Here is a 15,797-nt window from a genome sequence, read left to right as displayed (position 1 = left end):
ATCCTCAGTTCAAGTGCTTGCAGATGTTCTGGTGGTCCGGCATGTCCAGGCCGATGTCGAGGATCGGGGCGCTGTGCGTCAGCCAACCCATGGAGATGAGATCGACACCGGTCGCCGCAATCGCCGCCGCCGTTTTCGGCATCACCCGACCGGACGCCTCGGTGATCGTACGGCCATCCACTATAGAAACCGCGCGGGCAAGATCCTCGACCGACATATTGTCGAGCAGCACCGCGTCAACACCAATCGCGAGCGCTGCATCGAGCTGCTTCAGCGTGTCGACCTCGACCTCGACCTTCACCATATGCCCTGCTGCGGCGCGCGCCCGCTCTATTGCTGTGCGGATATCGCCGGCGATCGCGATGTGGTTGTCCTTTATGAGCACGCCGTCATCGAGGCCGAACCGGTGATTGGCACCGCCGCCGACGCGCACGGCGTATTTCTCCAATGCCCGCAGCCCGGGCGTCGTCTTTCGCGTCGATACAATCCTCGCCTTGTGACCGCGCACGGCCTCAACCATGGCCGCTGTGGCAGTGGCAATGCCGCTCAGCCGGCATAAGAAATTGAGGGCCGTGCGTTCGGCCGTGAGCAGGCCTCGTGCGGGTCCGGACAATCTTGCAATGGTTTCCCCGGCCCCAACCTCGCTGCCATCAGGGCGCCAGATCTGGATGTTGATCGCCGGTTCCACGAGAAGGAAGGCATACGAGACCAGATCGAGCCCGGCAACGACGCCCGCCTGCCTCGCTTTGAGCACCAACGTGGCAGTGCAATCATACGGGATAACCGCATCGGTGGTCAGGTCGCCGGATCTGCCCAGGTCTTCGAGGAGCGCAACGCGCACAATCGGTTCGATCAGGGTCGCGGGGAGGGGGGAGAATGAAGTCATATCAAGTGCTCCGTATGGTAGCCCGGCAATCGAGTGCGGCCGCGGCCCGCATTGCGCTGTGCAGTGTCAGCCGTGATGGGCGCACGTTGGCATCGTGGAGCGGGAAATCGGACCGACAGTGCGCGCCTCGACTCTCTTCCCGCCTCAGGGCCGCCGCGGCGATCATCAGTGAGACCAAAGCCGGACCAGAGGCAGCGACACTATTGGCTGCGATCGGCAGCAGGGTCGCCACCGCTTCGCGCATTGCCTCGCCGTCGCGGATGATACCCAGGGCGGCGGAGACAATCGGGCGGACCACGGAAGCGTCTGGTCGTGGAGGGACGAATGTGGAGCATCTGCGCGGTCGCCGGGTATACGACGTGCCGGCAACGCTTTCGGCAACCCAGCTCGCGGTGACCGCCGCTTCGGTGAGCGAGTTGCTGGCCAGGCGGTTGGCGCCGTGCAGGCCGGTACAGGCCACCTCACCGCAGGCCCACAATCCCTCGATGGAGCTGCGGCCGGCGCTGTCTACGGCGACGCCGCCCATGTGATAATGTGCCGCCGGGCGCACCGGGATCAGGTCGGTCGCGGGGTCGATTCCTGCGCTCCGGCACAATTCGGCGATGCCTGGAAAACGCTTGCCAAATCTCGGGCCGAGACTTTGCCGTGCGTCCAGGAATACGCGGCGTCCAACGGCAAGCTGGTGCCAAATGGCGCGCGCTACGACGTCGCGAGGCGCAAGTTCACCGCCAGGTGTGTCGGCGAGGAAGCGCTCTCCTCGCTCATCGATGAGCACCGCGCCTTCGCCACGCACGGCTTCGCTCACCAGCGGCATCGGCCGGCGCGGACCGTCGAGCGCAGTTGGATGGAACTGTATGAATTCCAAGTCGGCGAGTTCCGCCCCCGCCCATGCGGCGAGCGCCAGCCCGTGACCCCATGAGCCAGCGGGGTTTGTCGTGTCGCAAAACAGCCCGCCGACGCCGCCGGTCGCCAGCACCGCGCGACGCGTGGGCAGAGCGAGCGCGCCGGCTCGTCCTGCTGCGACCACGGCGATGACCGACCCGTCCTGCACGACCAGCCGGCGGACCTCCACATTTTCGATAATGGTGATCGAGGCTGTACGCCGAACCGCGGCGACGAGCGCGCGCACCAACTCGCGACCGGTGGCGTCGCCGGCTGCATGCACAATTCGCCGTCGCGAGTGTGCCGCCTCGAGCCCAAGTCGCAACGCGCGGTCAGGGTGCTGGTCGAAGTCGACGCCGAACCTTTGGATCGTCCTAATCGCTTCGGGTGCAGCTCGTACCACTCGCCGCACCGTGGCCTCATCGCAGAGTCCGTCGCCGGCAGCTATCGTGTCGCAAAGGTGAAAATCTGGGCCGTCGTCGCCCCCGAGACTTGCCGCAAGACCGCCCTGGGCAAGTTCACTGCAGGCTCCGGTTCCAAGCGGCGCGTTGGTCAAAAGCACGACCGGTTCCGGCGCCAGATGAAGCGCCGTCATCAGGCCGGCAATGCCGCCGCCGATGACGACCGGCGCCCCGGCGATGTCGCGAACCTCCAGACTCATAGGGAAAGCATGCGCTCGACCGCGCGGCGGGCGGGGCCGGCAATTTCGGGATCAATCCGGACCTCATGCCGGTTCTGCTCGAGTGCGGCGCGAATGTTGGCCAGGTTGATGCGCTTCATGTGCGGGCACAGATTGCATGGGCGAACGAACTCGACGTCGGGATGCGCGACCGCGACGTTGTCGCTCATCGAACATTCGGTCAGAAGGACGACACGCGTCGGTTTCTCACGCTCGACATAATCCGACATCGCCGCGGTCGAGCCGGAGAACTCCGCCTCCGCGACAACGTCTGGTGGGCATTCTGGATGGGCCAGCACGATGACGCCTGGATGGGCATCGCGCAGTTCCCGGATGTCTGCTGCGGTGAAGCGCTCATGCACCTCGCAATGGCCTTTCCAGGCGATGATCTCGACGTCTGTATCGGCTGCCACGTTCCTCGCCAGATATTCGTCCGGGAGCATCAGCACACGCGCCACGCCAAGCGATTCCACCACCGCCTTGGCGTTGCCGGACGTGCAGCAGATGTCGGACTCCGCTTTTACGGCGGCGGAAGTGTTGACGTAAGTAACAACGGGGACCCCCGGATACCGCAGCCGCATTAGCCGCACGTCGTTTGCCGTGATCGATTCGGCCAGCGAGCAGCCGGCGCGGAGATCCGGGATGAGCACGGTCTTGTTCGGATTGAGCAGTTTTGCCGTCTCGGCCATGAAATGAACGCCGGCAACCACGATGATGTCGGCGTCGACCGTCACCGCCTTGTGGGCCAACGCCAGGCTGTCGCCGACGATGTCTGCCACGCAATGAAAAATTTCGGGCGTCTGGTAATTGTGCGCCAGCACCACCGCATTGCGCTCACGCTTCAGCGCTAAGATGGCTTCAATATCGCCGGCGAACGCGAGCCATTCAACGGGTGGGATCACCCGCCGGACACGCTCATACAGGGACGCAGCCATAGGTAACGCCCCAGTCATTGGCGCCTCGATTATATTCGGTTTGACAATAAGGGAATATATCTACCTTGACTATAAGTATGTCAAGCCCGCGCCAGCGGTAATTTTGTCCCGGCGATAGCCCTGTCGTCGAGGACGGCATGCCGGAAGCGATAAAGCTTCGCCGGTCGGCCGCCCGTGTCGAGGGAGGTCTCCCCGGTCTCCTCAACAAGTTCCTGCTGCTCGACCAATCTCCGGAAGTTCGGCTTGTTGATCAGCCTGCCAGCCAAAGCTTCCACGGTTCGCTGCAGTTGCAGCAGCGTGAAGGAAGGCCGCATAAGCTCGAACACGACCGGCCGGTATTTGATCTTCGAACGCAGCCGCGCGATCCCGGTTGCCAGAATACGACGGTGGTCAGCGACCATTGGTTTGCCAGCCGCGGCCGCAATCGCGTCCCTGCCGCCACCGGCCTCCTCAATCAGACCAGCTTCATAGAGCAACTCGTAGCGTTGGAGCGTGAGTTCCTCGTTCCAATGGCGGTCGTCGAAGCCGAAGGCTATCGCAGCGCGCTGCCGGCGCTCGCGTTGAGTGGTCGGCTCGCTGGCGCCGCCGGCCCACTCAATCAGGCGGGGCCGCAATCTATCGAGCAGCACAGGCGGCGTGCCGAAGCGGTGGTCCTCCCAGGGAAAATATTCGTACCAACTTTGCCAGCCGCACGCGGCCGAGTTCGTTGCCTGTTCCTTCCTGGTCAATGCGAGATAGCTGATTGAGATGACGCGCTGGTGGCGCTCAGTGCCGATGCGATCGCGATCGGCGAAGGTGTAGAGTTGCTCGATGTATCCAAGTGCATGGCCGGTCTGCTGCTCCACCCACCCCCTCAAACCCGACTGCAGTGATCGATGCTCAAGGGCAAAAGGTCCAGAAGGGAGGGTGTCCGCATGACCGACTGTGAGGACACAGGGCTCACTGTCGTTTACGGCGACCACGACGGCAGTCAGGTCCACTTTGGCTTCGTCAGCTTTGACGGCGGCTTTGCCTTTCTTGGTTCTTCTTGTCTGAGGATCCATGTTTGCGAAAGCGGGTTGGCCCAACGGAGCGCCTTAATCGATTGAATGTAACCTTGGAAGCCAGCACGTCAACACCAGAGTACTCAAGCGCTGTTTTTAGCTCTTCGCAGTCGCACAAAAATATGCCAAACGCGACACCCGCTGTTGGTAACGTAAGGGAAGGGGCCTCGGTTGAGCGCGGCTGGTGAGATAAAAGGGATGACTCCTCCAGATATTCGATCGCGAAAAGGCCAGACGCCACTTGTATGCTTGACGGCCTACACCACGCCGGTCGCGAGGCTGCTCGATCGCCACTGCGACATCGTTCTTGTCGGCGACAGCGTCGGCATGGTGCTGCACGGCCTGTCGTCGACGCTGGGGGTCACGCTCGACATGATGATCATGCACGGACAGGCCGTTCGCCGCGGCCTTGAACACGCGCTGATGGTCGTCGACCTGCCCTTCGGTTCCTACGAGGAAAGCCCAGAGCACGCTTTCGGCAACGCTGCGCGCGTGATGGGTGAGACCGGTTGTTCAGCGGTAAAGATCGAGGGCGGCGAGACCATCTCGGAAACCATCCGCTTCCTTACCGCGCGCGGCGTACCTGTCATGGCCCATGTGGGCCTGACGCCGCAGGCGGTAAACACGTTTGGAGGCTATCGTGTGCAGGGCCGGGGAGCCGATGCAGAGCGGATCAGGCGCGACGCCAGGGCGGTAACCGAAGCGGGCGCCTTCTCCTTGGTGCTGGAAAAGATACCGGAGCAGCTTGCACGGCAGATAACCGCCGATATCGACATACCCACAATCGGCATCGGTGCCTCGCCAGCTTGCGACGGCCAGATTCTGGTGAGCCACGATATGCTCGGGCTCTTCACCTCATTTCGGCCGAAGTTCGTCAAACGCTATGCCGAGCTCGGTGAGCAGGCTGAGGCGGCAATCGCCGCTTACGCCACCGATGTGCGGAACCGGCACTTTCCGGCGGTCGAACATCTCTATGTCAACGCCTTGAAGGCCGGTGACTTCACATGAGCGTGCCGATCGCTCGAACCGTGAGCGAGCTGCGCGGCGTCGTTGCGCAATGGCGTCGCTCGGGTGCCACGATCGGTATTGTGCCGACCATGGGAGCCTTGCACGACGGGCATCTGAGCCTCGTGCGGAAGGCGCTCGAAAGGGCCGAGCGGGTGATCGTGACGCTGTTCGTAAACCCCAAGCAGTTCAACAGCCCCGCCGACCTGATTGCCTACCCTCGGACGGAAAGCGACGATGCTGCCAAGCTCGCTCTGCTGGGCACGCATCTGCTCTATGTGCCGGACACAGAGGAAATGTACCAGGTGGGCTTCGCCACGGCCGTTTCAGTGTCCGGCATCAGCGAATGCCTTTGCGGCGCATTCCGGCCCGGCCATTTCAATGGCGTGGCGACGGTCGTGGCCAAGCTCTTCCTGCAGGCCGGCGCTGACTTCGCCTTTTTTGGCGAAAAGGATTTTCAGCAACTTCAGCTTGTCAGGCGCTTGGTCCGGGATCTCGACATTCCGATCACTATTGTGCCCTGTCCGACAGTCCGCGAAGCCGATGGTCTTGCGCTATCGTCGCGTAACGTGCGGCTCTCCCCAGCCCAACGCGCCATTGCCCCAAAACTAGCATCGGTCCTGCTCGATACGGCCGAGCGGCTTGCACGCGGCTCCCCCATCCTGCCTACGCTTGATGAAGCGCGTGCAGCAATTCTGGCTGCCGGCTATCGCGAGCTCGAATACCTGGAGCTGCGCGGAGAAACAGACCTGCAATCGTTAGCAAGCCTTGACCGACCGGCACGCTTGCTTGCTGCGGCTTGGCTTGGCGACACGCGGCTCATCGATAACGTCGCAATATCACCCATCGGTAGTTGGTCAGGTGGGCGGAGCTCTCTCCAATCGGAAGCAGCACAGCAATTGCGGTGATGACGGCGGCGCGTCGTATGCCCTGCAGGGACAGGCCATCATTTAGAACCACGTCTCCGTCGGCTTCCAGCAACCTCCGCGAGGTACGCTAAGCGCAGATGCATCGCGTATTTGAAACCTTGGTCGAGCAACTCTCTGCAAGCGTCGATGCCGTCGATCTCCATGAGGCAATGGCGTCCGCCGCAGCCGGGTTCGACTTTCCGCTCTTCGCTTATTTCACCTACCCATCCGCTTCCGGCGACAGGCCGCGATTGATCTCGAATTATCCATCATCATGGACATCACATTACCTGCAACAGCGCTACCACAGCGTGGATCCCGTGATCCTGCGGGGACTGCGGGGCTGGGATACCTTCGACTGGGGTGTGGACCGCGATCACCGTTATTTGCCGACCTCTCAGCAGGAAGTCCTGGAAAAAGCAGCTGAGTTCGGCATTCGCGGCGGACTGACCATGTCGATGCATGATCATCGCGGCCGGTTCGCCGCACTGACCTTCGCCTCCAACGAGGCGCATCCGCCATTTCTGAGGTCGCTGACGCGCTACGAAAAAGCAATGCAACTGGTTGCGATCAACGTTCATATCCATGCCCGGCGCAGGCTCGCCGAAGATTGCGTGGTAGATGGCATAACGCTCACCCGGCGGGAGTTCGAGTGCCTGAAATGGGCGGCGTGCGGCAAGTCGGCCTGGGATATCAGCCAGATTCTCGGTGTCTCGAAACGCACCGTGACCTTCCATCAGGAAAACGCCAAGGCGAAGCTTGGCGTGCGAACCATCAACCAGGCCGTAGTGCGGATGGCTGCTCGGGCGAGATCCTGATCCTCTCCAAGTCTAGCTGTAAAGGTCTACAGGCTGCATTCATGACGGCTTTGCCCTTCGATTGCGTGGACACATCCCGCACGGAGACGACAATGATGCAGCTGATAACACCCGACTGCTACGCCGAGTTTGCGAGCGAACTCAAGGAAATGCACGGACTTAGGTATCGGGTTTTCAAGAAGCGGCTCGATTGGGAAGTGCAGACCGAAGGCGAAATGGAAACGGACCCGTTTGACAGCCTGAACCCCGTCTACCTGCTTCTCAAGGGGTCCGATTGGCGAACTTGCGGCTGCGTCCGCCTTTTGCCGACCACCGGACCGACAATGTTGCGCGATACGTTTCCGACGCTGCTGGATGAGATGGTGGTCCCTGCGAGTGCCGATATCTGGGAGAGTAGTCGTTTCGCGCTCGATCTCCCTGCGACAGCGCCGAAGGCAGCTGGCGGCCTGGCCCAAGCAACCTACGAGCTCTTCGCGGGGATCATCGAATTCGGCTTGGCCAACAATCTCTCCGGGATCGTAACGGTGACAGATACGCGCATCGAAAGGATCCTTCGTCTCGCCACCTGGCCGTTGTCACGTATCGGACAGCCCAAGCAGGTCGGCAACACCGAGGCAGTCGCCGGCTTCCTCGATATTTCCTACGCCAGTCTCTTGCGCATCCGCTGGAGGGGACGCCTCAACGGGCCGGTGTTGTGGCAACCAGTTCTCATCCAATCGGCATAGCGCCTGCGGATGCTCAGCCGTGACTTGAGTTAAGTCTGCTCACGGCCGCCACCGCCGCCGTGAGGGTGAGCGGACCCGCCCCCACGAGCTTTCGACTGTTCCGGTCGATTGGCTCGCGCGGCCGGACTTTGGATTTCCGTAGGCGCAACCCGCAGTCCAGCGTGAGCACGCCAAAATGGCGCCCCTCCGCTTCGTCCAAAGAAGCCAACGTGGCTTCTGAGGTCGTCTTAGAATATTGGACCGGCCGCCGTGAGCGATCGCAACCTCAAACCTTTGCCGGTATGCCGGTTTGGCCGGACCGTCGGCCAGTCGGAGCAGTCCCCTGATAAGGACCCGAGCTGACGCGCGGTCCAACAGCGCCCGAGCCTATGCTTTGTGCATTACCGTTCGGTTGGCCATGTCGTCCAAGACCGCATGAAGAAGGCTTCCAACCTCCTGCGCAGCGAGCTCTGGCGCAATTCCTACATCGGACAATTGAATGAGCATTTTCTTGGCAGCACAGCGCCAGAACGCACTCGCCGCCTCGCCGTTCTTGGTCTCGAGGGCCTGGGCGATACTTTCGACCAATATACGTCGCCGATGCAGCGGAAATACGCAAATGTTTGATTCATGCATCAATCACCTCACAGATTCAGTTCCACAAAGAAAAACACCGGCGTCTTCAAAAGAGCCCCGCTAGCGCGGTGACGGTTCGCGGCGACATGACGAGTTCCACTTCCCCATCGACAAGCTATTGGGAGATGAGCCGCCGGACCGCATATCCGGGACCGCACATAAGGTGAACCACCATTGCTCATCCGGCTGCATTTTCCTGGGCCGTTCGACGAGGCGTTCCAGCCGAATTGACGTCCAATGACTTGATCTCTGAAAGGGCAGGGCGGTACGAATCACCCGATTGTTCCGCTGCTTACATTCCTGCGAGCTTGTGTATGAACGATTAAAGCGTGCCCGAGCCGTTCTTGGTGGCCGCCGCAGAAGGGAATCATGTCATCCGCTGCCTATCGTAGGCGGCGCGACTTCTAGCATGACTGCACTGCCCCGACAGGGCTTTGCAATCGCGCGTTTCGAAGCCTATGCTTTGGCATCGGCCGGCATTTACTTCGGTGCAGCCGACAGTAAGACGTACGCGCTCTTGCCCCGTTGGAAGAGAGCCTTGCCCGATCCCTCTTTCGCGACCAGGTGCTGAAGCCCTCACCCCGCAGGACTTCGCGCTTTTGCGACCATCGCTGCATCACGTCGAACCGGGCATCAAGGACCAGTTGGAGGTCGCGCATCAGCCGATCAAGAACGTATATTTTCCCGAGAGGGGCATCGCGTCGGTGGTCGCCACCATGACCGGCGGGCGGCAAGGTGAAGTCGGCATTGTCGGCTATGACGGGATGAAAGGAATTGCCGTCATTCTCGGAAAGGAAAGCACTACCTGGCGCCTGCCGGTTGAAAACCTTCGCCCTGCGATTAGCCCGTCGCTTCGCACCTCAGTGCTGGATTATGCCCACGCGTTCCTCGTCCAATCATGCCGGACGGCACTGGTCAATGGCCACTCCAAGATCGAAGAACGGCTGGCCCGCTGGCAGCTGATGGTCCACGACCGTGCGGAAGGAGATAAGATCCTCCCGACGCATGAATTTCTGGCGACCATGCTCGCGCCCACCGCCCGGGGTCACCACGGCCCTGCAAATGCTTGAGTATCGAGGACTGGTGCACGCCAAGCGCGGCGAGATCACGATCATCGACCGTGCCGGATTGATAAAGCTCACACATGGCGCTTATGACAAGGAGGAGCAGCGTTATTTCGGCCTGGCCGCTGCCTGAAGCATGTCGGTTGAAACGGGTTCAGCCGACGTCTCCTTGCCCCTCACCAGGTCGCCCAAAAGCATCAGCGGTTTTGAACGAATCGCAGCTATTGTCCGCAATCGGACATAGGCTTGAAGGCGGTCGAATTCGTGCCATAAGTCGGGTTGGTCAGGGTTCAGGGAGGAATTCGTCATGACCAATTCGTTTCACACCGTCACCGTCGAAAAAGCCGCAGAAGCCTATGTCCTTTCCAGGGGAAGGGTCCGCTTTCTCTCCATGGCGCAGGCGATCCGCGCCATCCGAACACTAATGCCGGCATGCAAGGCCACCGACCGCGAGTTGGAGGAACTGTTGGCGGCCGCTTCCTTCGTTCATGGCGTGCCCGTCGCCTTCGACACAAAAACAGCCGATGGTGTAGAACCACGGCTGCATTCCTAAGAGGGCATGCCGCGCCATGCAGACTGTCAGAGGGCATTCGTCAGATGGTAGTCCGCTAACTTAACTGCAGAGTCTAAAGGACGTGTTCCAGCATTGCGAACTCACCGATCGCTTTGTTGCCAAAGCTGCCAGCAAGCGATCGCCTCATCCAGCCGTTTGCACCATCTCATCACAGACATCATCGCGATGCTACCTGTCCAGCATATGTCCAGCATTTCGCAAGGCGGCCAGAAGGAGCCTCGCATAGCCTGTGACATCGATCTGGGCCTGCATCGAAAGGGGCATGCTGGTCCAGTTCTCCAACGGTGCAATGAAAGGTGAGAAGGTGCCATTGACTAGGCAACAACAGCTAACAAGGCCCTCTCGGTCCAATGCCACCACACCGATCTTGTCGCCTGGATATCCAATGGCTGCGACTCGCTGGACCTCCAGGTCACCGTCCACCCGCACGTCAAAAAGAAGGCTACCACGGCTCCTCGTGGCTATCTCAGCCGCCTTCTCATCAAAGCTTGAAGAGAGCAAGCGGACGCTTTCCACCGCCATCTGGAAAATCACCAAATCCAGTTCATTCACGGCCATATGGGCATTTCCGCGCAACGGGTGGTGATTGCAATGACACATACTGCTTGTTCACAGATGTCGGTCACGAACGATCATTCGTCGGGTTCCGGTTCCGACCAACGGTGTCGCCACCTGATCGTGCTGCGGTTCGAACCTTCCGAACGCGAGCCGAGCGCGCTATGAGGTTGGAGTCTAGGTCTCGGACCCTGCCTCGCGGCCTTCTCATCTTTGGCAGACCCGTTGCAACGCCGCCGCGATGGCGCAAACGCCAGATGACGCTGATCCATCGCTTGATCGTGAACTGAGCTTCTGAACACCATTGGGACAGCAGGGTGGAAGGGCTTGACCAACGCTGCCCCCGTTTTCCAAGAGGACCCGTCCTCGATTGAATCTTTCGAGCCCCGTGCGGCGCGCAGCCAAATGATGACGATCTGGACTCAGCTCGCAGACCGCAAGGCAAAGAGGGAACCTTCCAGGCAGCCAAGCTGCTCGACGCAAAGAGCGGCCTTTGGAGTTCCCAAGAATCGACCCTTCCATAGTTGCGACAGGCAACCACTGCACGAGTGTGGGAGAGCGAATCGCAAGCATTGCGTGAGGTCCTGCGCGTTTTCCCCTCTTTGCTATTTGGCACATCGTTTGCGCCGAAGTGGGCGCAGCGTTCGACCGGAGCACTGCATGGGAGAGGGAGGAGCCCCACCCCGATCCGGTCAAGGAGAGAGACGGTGTTGGTTCCAAGAGTTCCCCGCGCGATCGCAGCGCCCCGCAAGCGCCATTTTGCCCGGACCTACGTGCAGGTACTTGCCGCCATAATCCTGGGTGCCGCAATCGGCTATTTCCATTTGGAGACCGGCCACAGCCTGAAGCCGCTCGGCGATGCCTTCGTCGATGTCGTCAAGATAATCACCGTACCTGTCATCTTCCTGACAATGGCGACCGGCATTGCCGGCATGAGCGATCTGCAGAAGGTCGGCCGAGTTGCCGCCAAGGCGATGGTCTATTTTCTCACCTTTTCGACGCTCGCTTTTGTTGTCGGGCTGATTGTCGCGAATATCGTTCAGCCTGGCGCCGGCCTCAACATCGATCCGGCCTCGCTCGATGTCCAAGCCGTTAAGGGCTATGTGGCCACGGCTCACGAGCAGTCCGTGACCAGCTTCCTGATGAACATCATCCCGTCAACGATTGCCAATGCCTTCGCGGAAGGCGACATCCTGCAAGTCTTGTTCCTCTCGGTCCTGTTCGGCGCGGTCTGCCGCTACAACGGCCGCTCGCTCTTCTCTCTCGTCCGATACATCAAGGACGAGCTGCTGCTCGCAATGTCCTCCTCAGAGGCCGCGCTGGCCTCGCTCATGGAGAAGATGGAAAGGGCCGGCGCCACGCATTCGGTCGTGGGTCTCATTCCATTCAATCTGGACGGCACGAATATGATGCTCGCCGCCCTTTTCATCGCCCAAGCGACGAAAACTGATCTCCCGATCGGCTGCCGGATCCTCATGCTGTTTGTCGCATTGTTCCCTTCGAACGGAACAACCCGCATTACCGGTGCAGGCCTCGTCACAATGGCTGCAACGCTCTTTCTTGTTCCGGCCGCACCGGTCACCTCCGTGGGGCTTATTCTTGGCGTCGATCAGCTTATGTCCGAATGCCACGCGCTGACGGTTTTTCTCCGCAGCGTAGCGGCAACGCTGGCTGTCACCCGGTCCGGGGCGAGCGGGATAAACGACGATTCGGGGAGCGCCTCACTAGCGGACCGTTCAGCGCTCCGGCGGTGGACGGTCAAGTCGCCCGGCGTGGTGAACACAATTCCCCGTGCGAACGACGCTCAGCTATTGGGGTGGACCCGATGGCGCAAAGCCGTATTTGAGAAACCGCCAGATCGCACCGGCACCTGTGCGCCTGTAGCAACTGCGGGGCACGATCAAAACTGACCCATTTTACACCAAAAAGGCGGCCGTTGCTGCCACGCCGTCCATGGATTGGAGACTCATGTCTAAGCCGACTGCCATCACTGTCGCAGCTCTTCTTTTACTCCTCGCCTTGCTGGCGAGCCAATATAGCGCGAACCTGCACCGGCAGGCGTGGTCGACCGACAGGCAAAAGTGGAGCGGCGCATTCGACAACGATCTCCTTCGCCAATCGCCGGCAACCCGCAAGGCGATGCCGTTCTGGTCATATTCAATGACTACCACAACTGTCCGCATTGCAGACTGGCTGATATCAACTACCAAAAAGCCTTCAAGCATGAACCCAATCTGAAGCTTGTGATCAAACAGTTCCCGGTCCTGGGACCGGATTCCCAATTCCCAGCCTTCGCCGCACTCGCCTCGAGAAAACAGGGAAAGTTCGACGAATTCCACCGCGCCCTTATGATTTCCCCCAGTTGAAGGGTCACTCTCAAGATCGCAGCGCGTGTAGGCCTTGACGTTGAGCAGCTCAAGCGGGAATGCAAGATCCGGCCATCGCAGATGAAATGCGCGGTCCGCGCACTCGCGAAAGGTCTGCACTTAGACGGTACGCCCGCGTTGGTGGTCGGCGATATAGTGGTCGCCGACCTTGTGGACATGGCCAGCTTGCAACGCTTGCATCGCCGATGCGCGCTCAAAGCGTGCTGGCTCTCGTGCGGGGCAGCATCTGTAGACCGGCCACGCTGTTGTTGCCGGAGCGTGCCGTTTGTGGCAGCTGGCTTTGCTGTCGCTCCTCGTAATCTTGTTGCGGTCATCCAGCTGCCGTGGGCGCCAACAACAATCCTGAGCGCCCGCGCCTGAAGTCGCTGGCCGGGTGCTCGTGAACCGAGCCCGCTTTTCTTCGGCAAGCTCAGGCGGTCTTGGCCCTGCGGCATCGCCCCCTGGCGCGGGGCAGCCTTCGGCTGCTGACGGTCGCCGGCCTGTCGGCCGGCGTCTTTCTATTGTGGCCTTCCCCCTGGCGCAGGGTGGGCAGCACTCCCTTCTAGGCCCGCCGCGGCGTCCCGCAACCCTTCGCTTGTCGCTTTCGGGTCCTCCACTCCGTTCCGGTCCTGCTGATGCAGTCCGCCTCCGACGGCGGGCCTTTCCGGTCGCTTTTGCCGCCCACCCCGCTTCCGGGGAGGGCGCGCGATTGTAGAGCGGAGGACATCACGATGCGTGCAAACAACAAACGTTGCGGCAGCCGACAGGCTGGCGCAGACAGTGGCGGGCGCACCGGCGCCAGCCTTTATCAGGAAATCACCGACCGCATCATTGCCGAACTGGAGCGCGGCACCGTGCCATGGGTCAAGCCGTGGGGCAGGGCAAGGACAGGCCTCGGCCTGCCGCGGAATGCGGCCACCCAGCGCCGATATTCCGGCATCAATATCCTGATCCTGTGGGGCGCGGTCATCGAGCGCGGTTTCCCCAGCCAGAACTGGCTCACCTTCCGGCAGGCGCTTTCGCTTGGCGGCAATGTCAGGAAGGGCGAGCACGGCACCACCATCGTTCACGCTGACCGCTTTGTTCCCAAGAACGAAAAGCAACGCGCCGACACCGATGGCGACGAACCGCAGGCGGTGCCCTTCCTGAAGCGCTTCACCGTCTTCGATGTCGCGCAGTGCGATAATCTGCCCGAACATCTTTACGCCGCCGGCGAGCCTCTGCCTGAGCGCGAGATGGTCCCGCAGGCCGAGGCGCTCATTCATGCAACCGGCGCTGATTTTCGCATCGGCGGCGAGCGCGCCTTCTACATGCCCGGCAGCGACACCATACAGGTGCCGCCGCAGCCGGCTTTCTTCCACCAGATCGACTATTACCGGACCTGCTTTCACGAGCTTGGACACTGGACCGGCCACCCGAGGCGACTCGCGCGCGACCTGTCCGGCTCCTTCGGGTCCAACACCTATGCGCGCGAGGAACTGGTCGCCGAAATCGCATCAGCCTTCATCTGCAGCAGTCTCGGCATCGAGCCGAGCGTGCGCCATGCCGACTACATCGGCTCATGGCTGACGGTTTTGCGCGAGGACAACCGCGCCATCTTCCGCGCCGCAAGCCATGCCTCGAAAGCCGCCGATTTCCTGCTTGGCCGCAATGTCGATGTCGAAGGCGAGGCACATGCCGAAACCGCCTATGGGAGCGCGCAATCCTCACACGCGACCGCCTTGCGCCTCTGATGACGCAAAGCCGCGCGCAACCAACTCGACAGTTCTTTTGAGGTTGCCCTAACGCCGATGGCCGGCGTTGGCGTCGATCGTTCATCGGACCGAGGTTCGCAAAAAAAGAGGGCGGCATTGATGCCGCCCTCTCGTTGCGAAAGCTGCCAGAGCTGGATTAGAAATCCATGCCGCCCATGCCGCCCATGCCGCCGCCGCCCATGCCGCCAGGCATGCCGCCGCCAGCCGACTCCTTCTTCGGAGCCTCCGCGATCATGGCTTCGGTGGTGACCAGCAGGCCGGCGACCGAGGCCGCGTCCTGAAGAGCCGTACGGACAACCTTGACCGGATCGACGATACCCATGGCGATCATGTCGCCATACTCGCCGGTCTGGGCGTTGTAGCCGAAGGTCGCGCCCTTGTTCTCAAGGATCTTGCCGGCAACGATCGATGCTTCCGCACCGGCGTTGGCCGCGATCTGGCGGGCCGGAGCCTGAAGCGCACGACGCACGATGTTGATGCCGGCGGCCTGGTCGGCATTGACGCCGGTGGCCTTGATGTTGGCCGAAGCGCGCAGCAGCGCGACGCCACCACCAGCAACGATGCCTTCTTCGACGGCCGCGCGGGTCGCGTTGAGGGCGTCATCGACGCGGTCCTTCTTTTCCTTGACTTCGACTTCCGTCGCACCGCCGACGCGGATCACCGCAACGCCGCCGGCGAGCTTCGCCAGACGTTCCTGCAGCTTCTCCTTGTCGTAGTCCGAAGTGGTCTCTTCGATCTGCTGCTTGATCTGGGCAACGCGGCCCTGGATCTCGGCCTTCTTGCCGGCGCCGTCGACGATGGTGGTGTTCTCCTTGGAGATCGACACCTTCTTGGCGCGGCCGAGCATGTTGAGGCCGACGTTCTCGAGCTTGATGCCGAGGTCTTCCGAGATGACCTGGCCACCGGTGAGGATGGCGATGTCTTCCAGCATGGCCTTGCGGCGATCACCGAAGCCCGGCGCCTTGACGGCGGCGATCTTCAGGCCACC

The 15,797-nt window shown here is 61.3% G+C and carries 17 protein-coding genes; 9 read left to right on the top strand and 8 right to left on the bottom strand.

Annotated features, from left to right (window positions below; genetic code table 11):
- Positions 1–4: 4 nt before the first annotated feature.
- From nadC to EOA38_RS00820, 4 genes are all read right to left on the bottom strand, one after another.
- Positions 5–886: a carboxylating nicotinate-nucleotide diphosphorylase gene (nadC, locus tag EOA38_RS00835; RefSeq protein ID WP_024505570.1), complete on the bottom strand. Its 882-nt coding sequence runs from the start codon at positions 884–886 to the stop codon at positions 5–7.
- Between the two features lies 1 nt (position 887).
- Positions 888–2,429, bottom strand: coding sequence for an L-aspartate oxidase (locus tag EOA38_RS00830; protein ID WP_024505569.1), 1,542 nt, complete (start codon positions 2,427–2,429; stop codon positions 888–890).
- The gene (nadA, locus tag EOA38_RS00825) at positions 2,426–3,400 is read right to left on the bottom strand and encodes a quinolinate synthase NadA (RefSeq protein ID WP_126063925.1); all 975 of its coding nucleotides are present in this window, start codon (positions 3,398–3,400) and stop codon (positions 2,426–2,428) included. The genes EOA38_RS00830 and nadA overlap by 4 nt, the downstream gene beginning before the upstream one ends.
- Positions 3,401–3,462: 62 nt before the next feature.
- Positions 3,463–4,425: a hypothetical protein gene (locus tag EOA38_RS00820; protein WP_126063926.1), complete on the bottom strand. Its 963-nt coding sequence runs from the start codon at positions 4,423–4,425 to the stop codon at positions 3,463–3,465.
- Positions 4,426–4,596: 171 nt separating this feature from the next.
- Between EOA38_RS00820 and panB the strand changes: the two genes are divergently transcribed.
- The 4 genes from panB to EOA38_RS00800 all read left to right on the top strand — a co-directional run bounded on the left by panB (position 4,597) and on the right by EOA38_RS00800 (position 7,881).
- Entirely contained in the window at positions 4,597–5,433 is an 837-nt protein-coding gene (panB, locus tag EOA38_RS00815; protein ID WP_126063927.1) for a 3-methyl-2-oxobutanoate hydroxymethyltransferase, read from the top strand.
- Positions 5,430–6,338 (top strand): pantoate--beta-alanine ligase, encoded by a 909-nt coding sequence (panC, locus tag EOA38_RS00810; protein WP_024505565.1) that lies wholly within the window; start codon positions 5,430–5,432, stop codon positions 6,336–6,338. Before panB ends, panC begins: the two co-directional genes overlap by 4 nt.
- Positions 6,339–6,436: 98 nt before the next feature.
- Positions 6,437–7,156: a LuxR family transcriptional regulator gene (locus tag EOA38_RS00805; protein WP_126057768.1), complete on the top strand. Its 720-nt coding sequence runs from the start codon at positions 6,437–6,439 to the stop codon at positions 7,154–7,156.
- Between the two features lie 92 nt (positions 7,157–7,248).
- The gene (locus EOA38_RS00800) at positions 7,249–7,881 is read left to right on the top strand and encodes an acyl-homoserine-lactone synthase (RefSeq protein ID WP_126057769.1); all 633 of its coding nucleotides are present in this window, start codon (positions 7,249–7,251) and stop codon (positions 7,879–7,881) included.
- A gap of 366 nt (positions 7,882–8,247) precedes the next feature.
- Here the strand turns inward: EOA38_RS00800 and EOA38_RS40070 are convergent, their stop codons facing one another.
- Entirely contained in the window at positions 8,248–8,496 is a 249-nt protein-coding gene (locus EOA38_RS40070; protein ID WP_063169245.1) for a DUF6074 family protein, read from the bottom strand.
- 599 nt (positions 8,497–9,095) lie between these two features.
- Between EOA38_RS40070 and EOA38_RS00790 the strand changes: the two genes are divergently transcribed.
- The 3 genes from EOA38_RS00790 to EOA38_RS00785 all read left to right on the top strand — a co-directional run bounded on the left by EOA38_RS00790 (position 9,096) and on the right by EOA38_RS00785 (position 10,113).
- Positions 9,096–9,566, top strand: a complete 471-nt coding sequence (locus EOA38_RS00790) for a hypothetical protein (RefSeq protein ID WP_245454734.1) — start codon at positions 9,096–9,098, stop codon at positions 9,564–9,566.
- Positions 9,559–9,693, top strand: a complete 135-nt coding sequence (locus tag EOA38_RS40915) for a hypothetical protein (protein ID WP_256754986.1) — start codon at positions 9,559–9,561, stop codon at positions 9,691–9,693. The genes EOA38_RS00790 and EOA38_RS40915 overlap by 8 nt, the downstream gene beginning before the upstream one ends.
- Positions 9,694–9,867: 174 nt before the next feature.
- Positions 9,868–10,113, top strand: a complete 246-nt coding sequence (locus tag EOA38_RS00785; RefSeq protein WP_063169243.1) for a hypothetical protein — start codon at positions 9,868–9,870, stop codon at positions 10,111–10,113.
- Positions 10,114–10,302: 189 nt separating this feature from the next.
- Here EOA38_RS00785 and EOA38_RS00780 read toward each other — a convergent pair whose 3' ends face one another.
- Positions 10,303–10,692 (bottom strand): hypothetical protein, encoded by a 390-nt coding sequence (locus EOA38_RS00780; protein ID WP_024505560.1) that lies wholly within the window; start codon positions 10,690–10,692, stop codon positions 10,303–10,305.
- Between the two features lie 707 nt (positions 10,693–11,399).
- Between EOA38_RS00780 and EOA38_RS00775 the strand changes: the two genes are divergently transcribed.
- Positions 11,400–12,599, top strand: coding sequence for a cation:dicarboxylase symporter family transporter (locus EOA38_RS00775; RefSeq protein ID WP_306462679.1), 1,200 nt, complete (start codon positions 11,400–11,402; stop codon positions 12,597–12,599).
- A 6-nt stretch (positions 12,600–12,605) separates the two neighbouring features.
- Here EOA38_RS00775 and EOA38_RS40065 read toward each other — a convergent pair whose 3' ends face one another.
- Positions 12,606–13,175 (bottom strand): hypothetical protein, encoded by a 570-nt coding sequence (locus EOA38_RS40065; protein WP_245454735.1) that lies wholly within the window; start codon positions 13,173–13,175, stop codon positions 12,606–12,608.
- Positions 13,176–13,786: 611 nt separating this feature from the next.
- Here EOA38_RS40065 and EOA38_RS00765 point away from each other — a divergent pair.
- Positions 13,787–14,788 (top strand): zincin-like metallopeptidase domain-containing protein, encoded by a 1,002-nt coding sequence (locus EOA38_RS00765; protein ID WP_126059319.1) that lies wholly within the window; start codon positions 13,787–13,789, stop codon positions 14,786–14,788.
- Positions 14,789–14,945: 157 nt separating this feature from the next.
- Here the strand turns inward: EOA38_RS00765 and groEL are convergent.
- Positions 14,946–15,797 (bottom strand): chaperonin GroEL (gene groEL, locus EOA38_RS00760; protein ID WP_127298276.1); only part of this gene is annotated, 852 nt, incomplete at its 5' end.

It is taken from the genome of Mesorhizobium sp. M1E.F.Ca.ET.041.01.1.1 (assembly GCF_003997355.1).
Lineage (GTDB): Bacteria > Pseudomonadota > Alphaproteobacteria > Rhizobiales > Rhizobiaceae > Mesorhizobium.
This window is presented reverse-complemented; position numbering and strand designations above follow the sequence as displayed.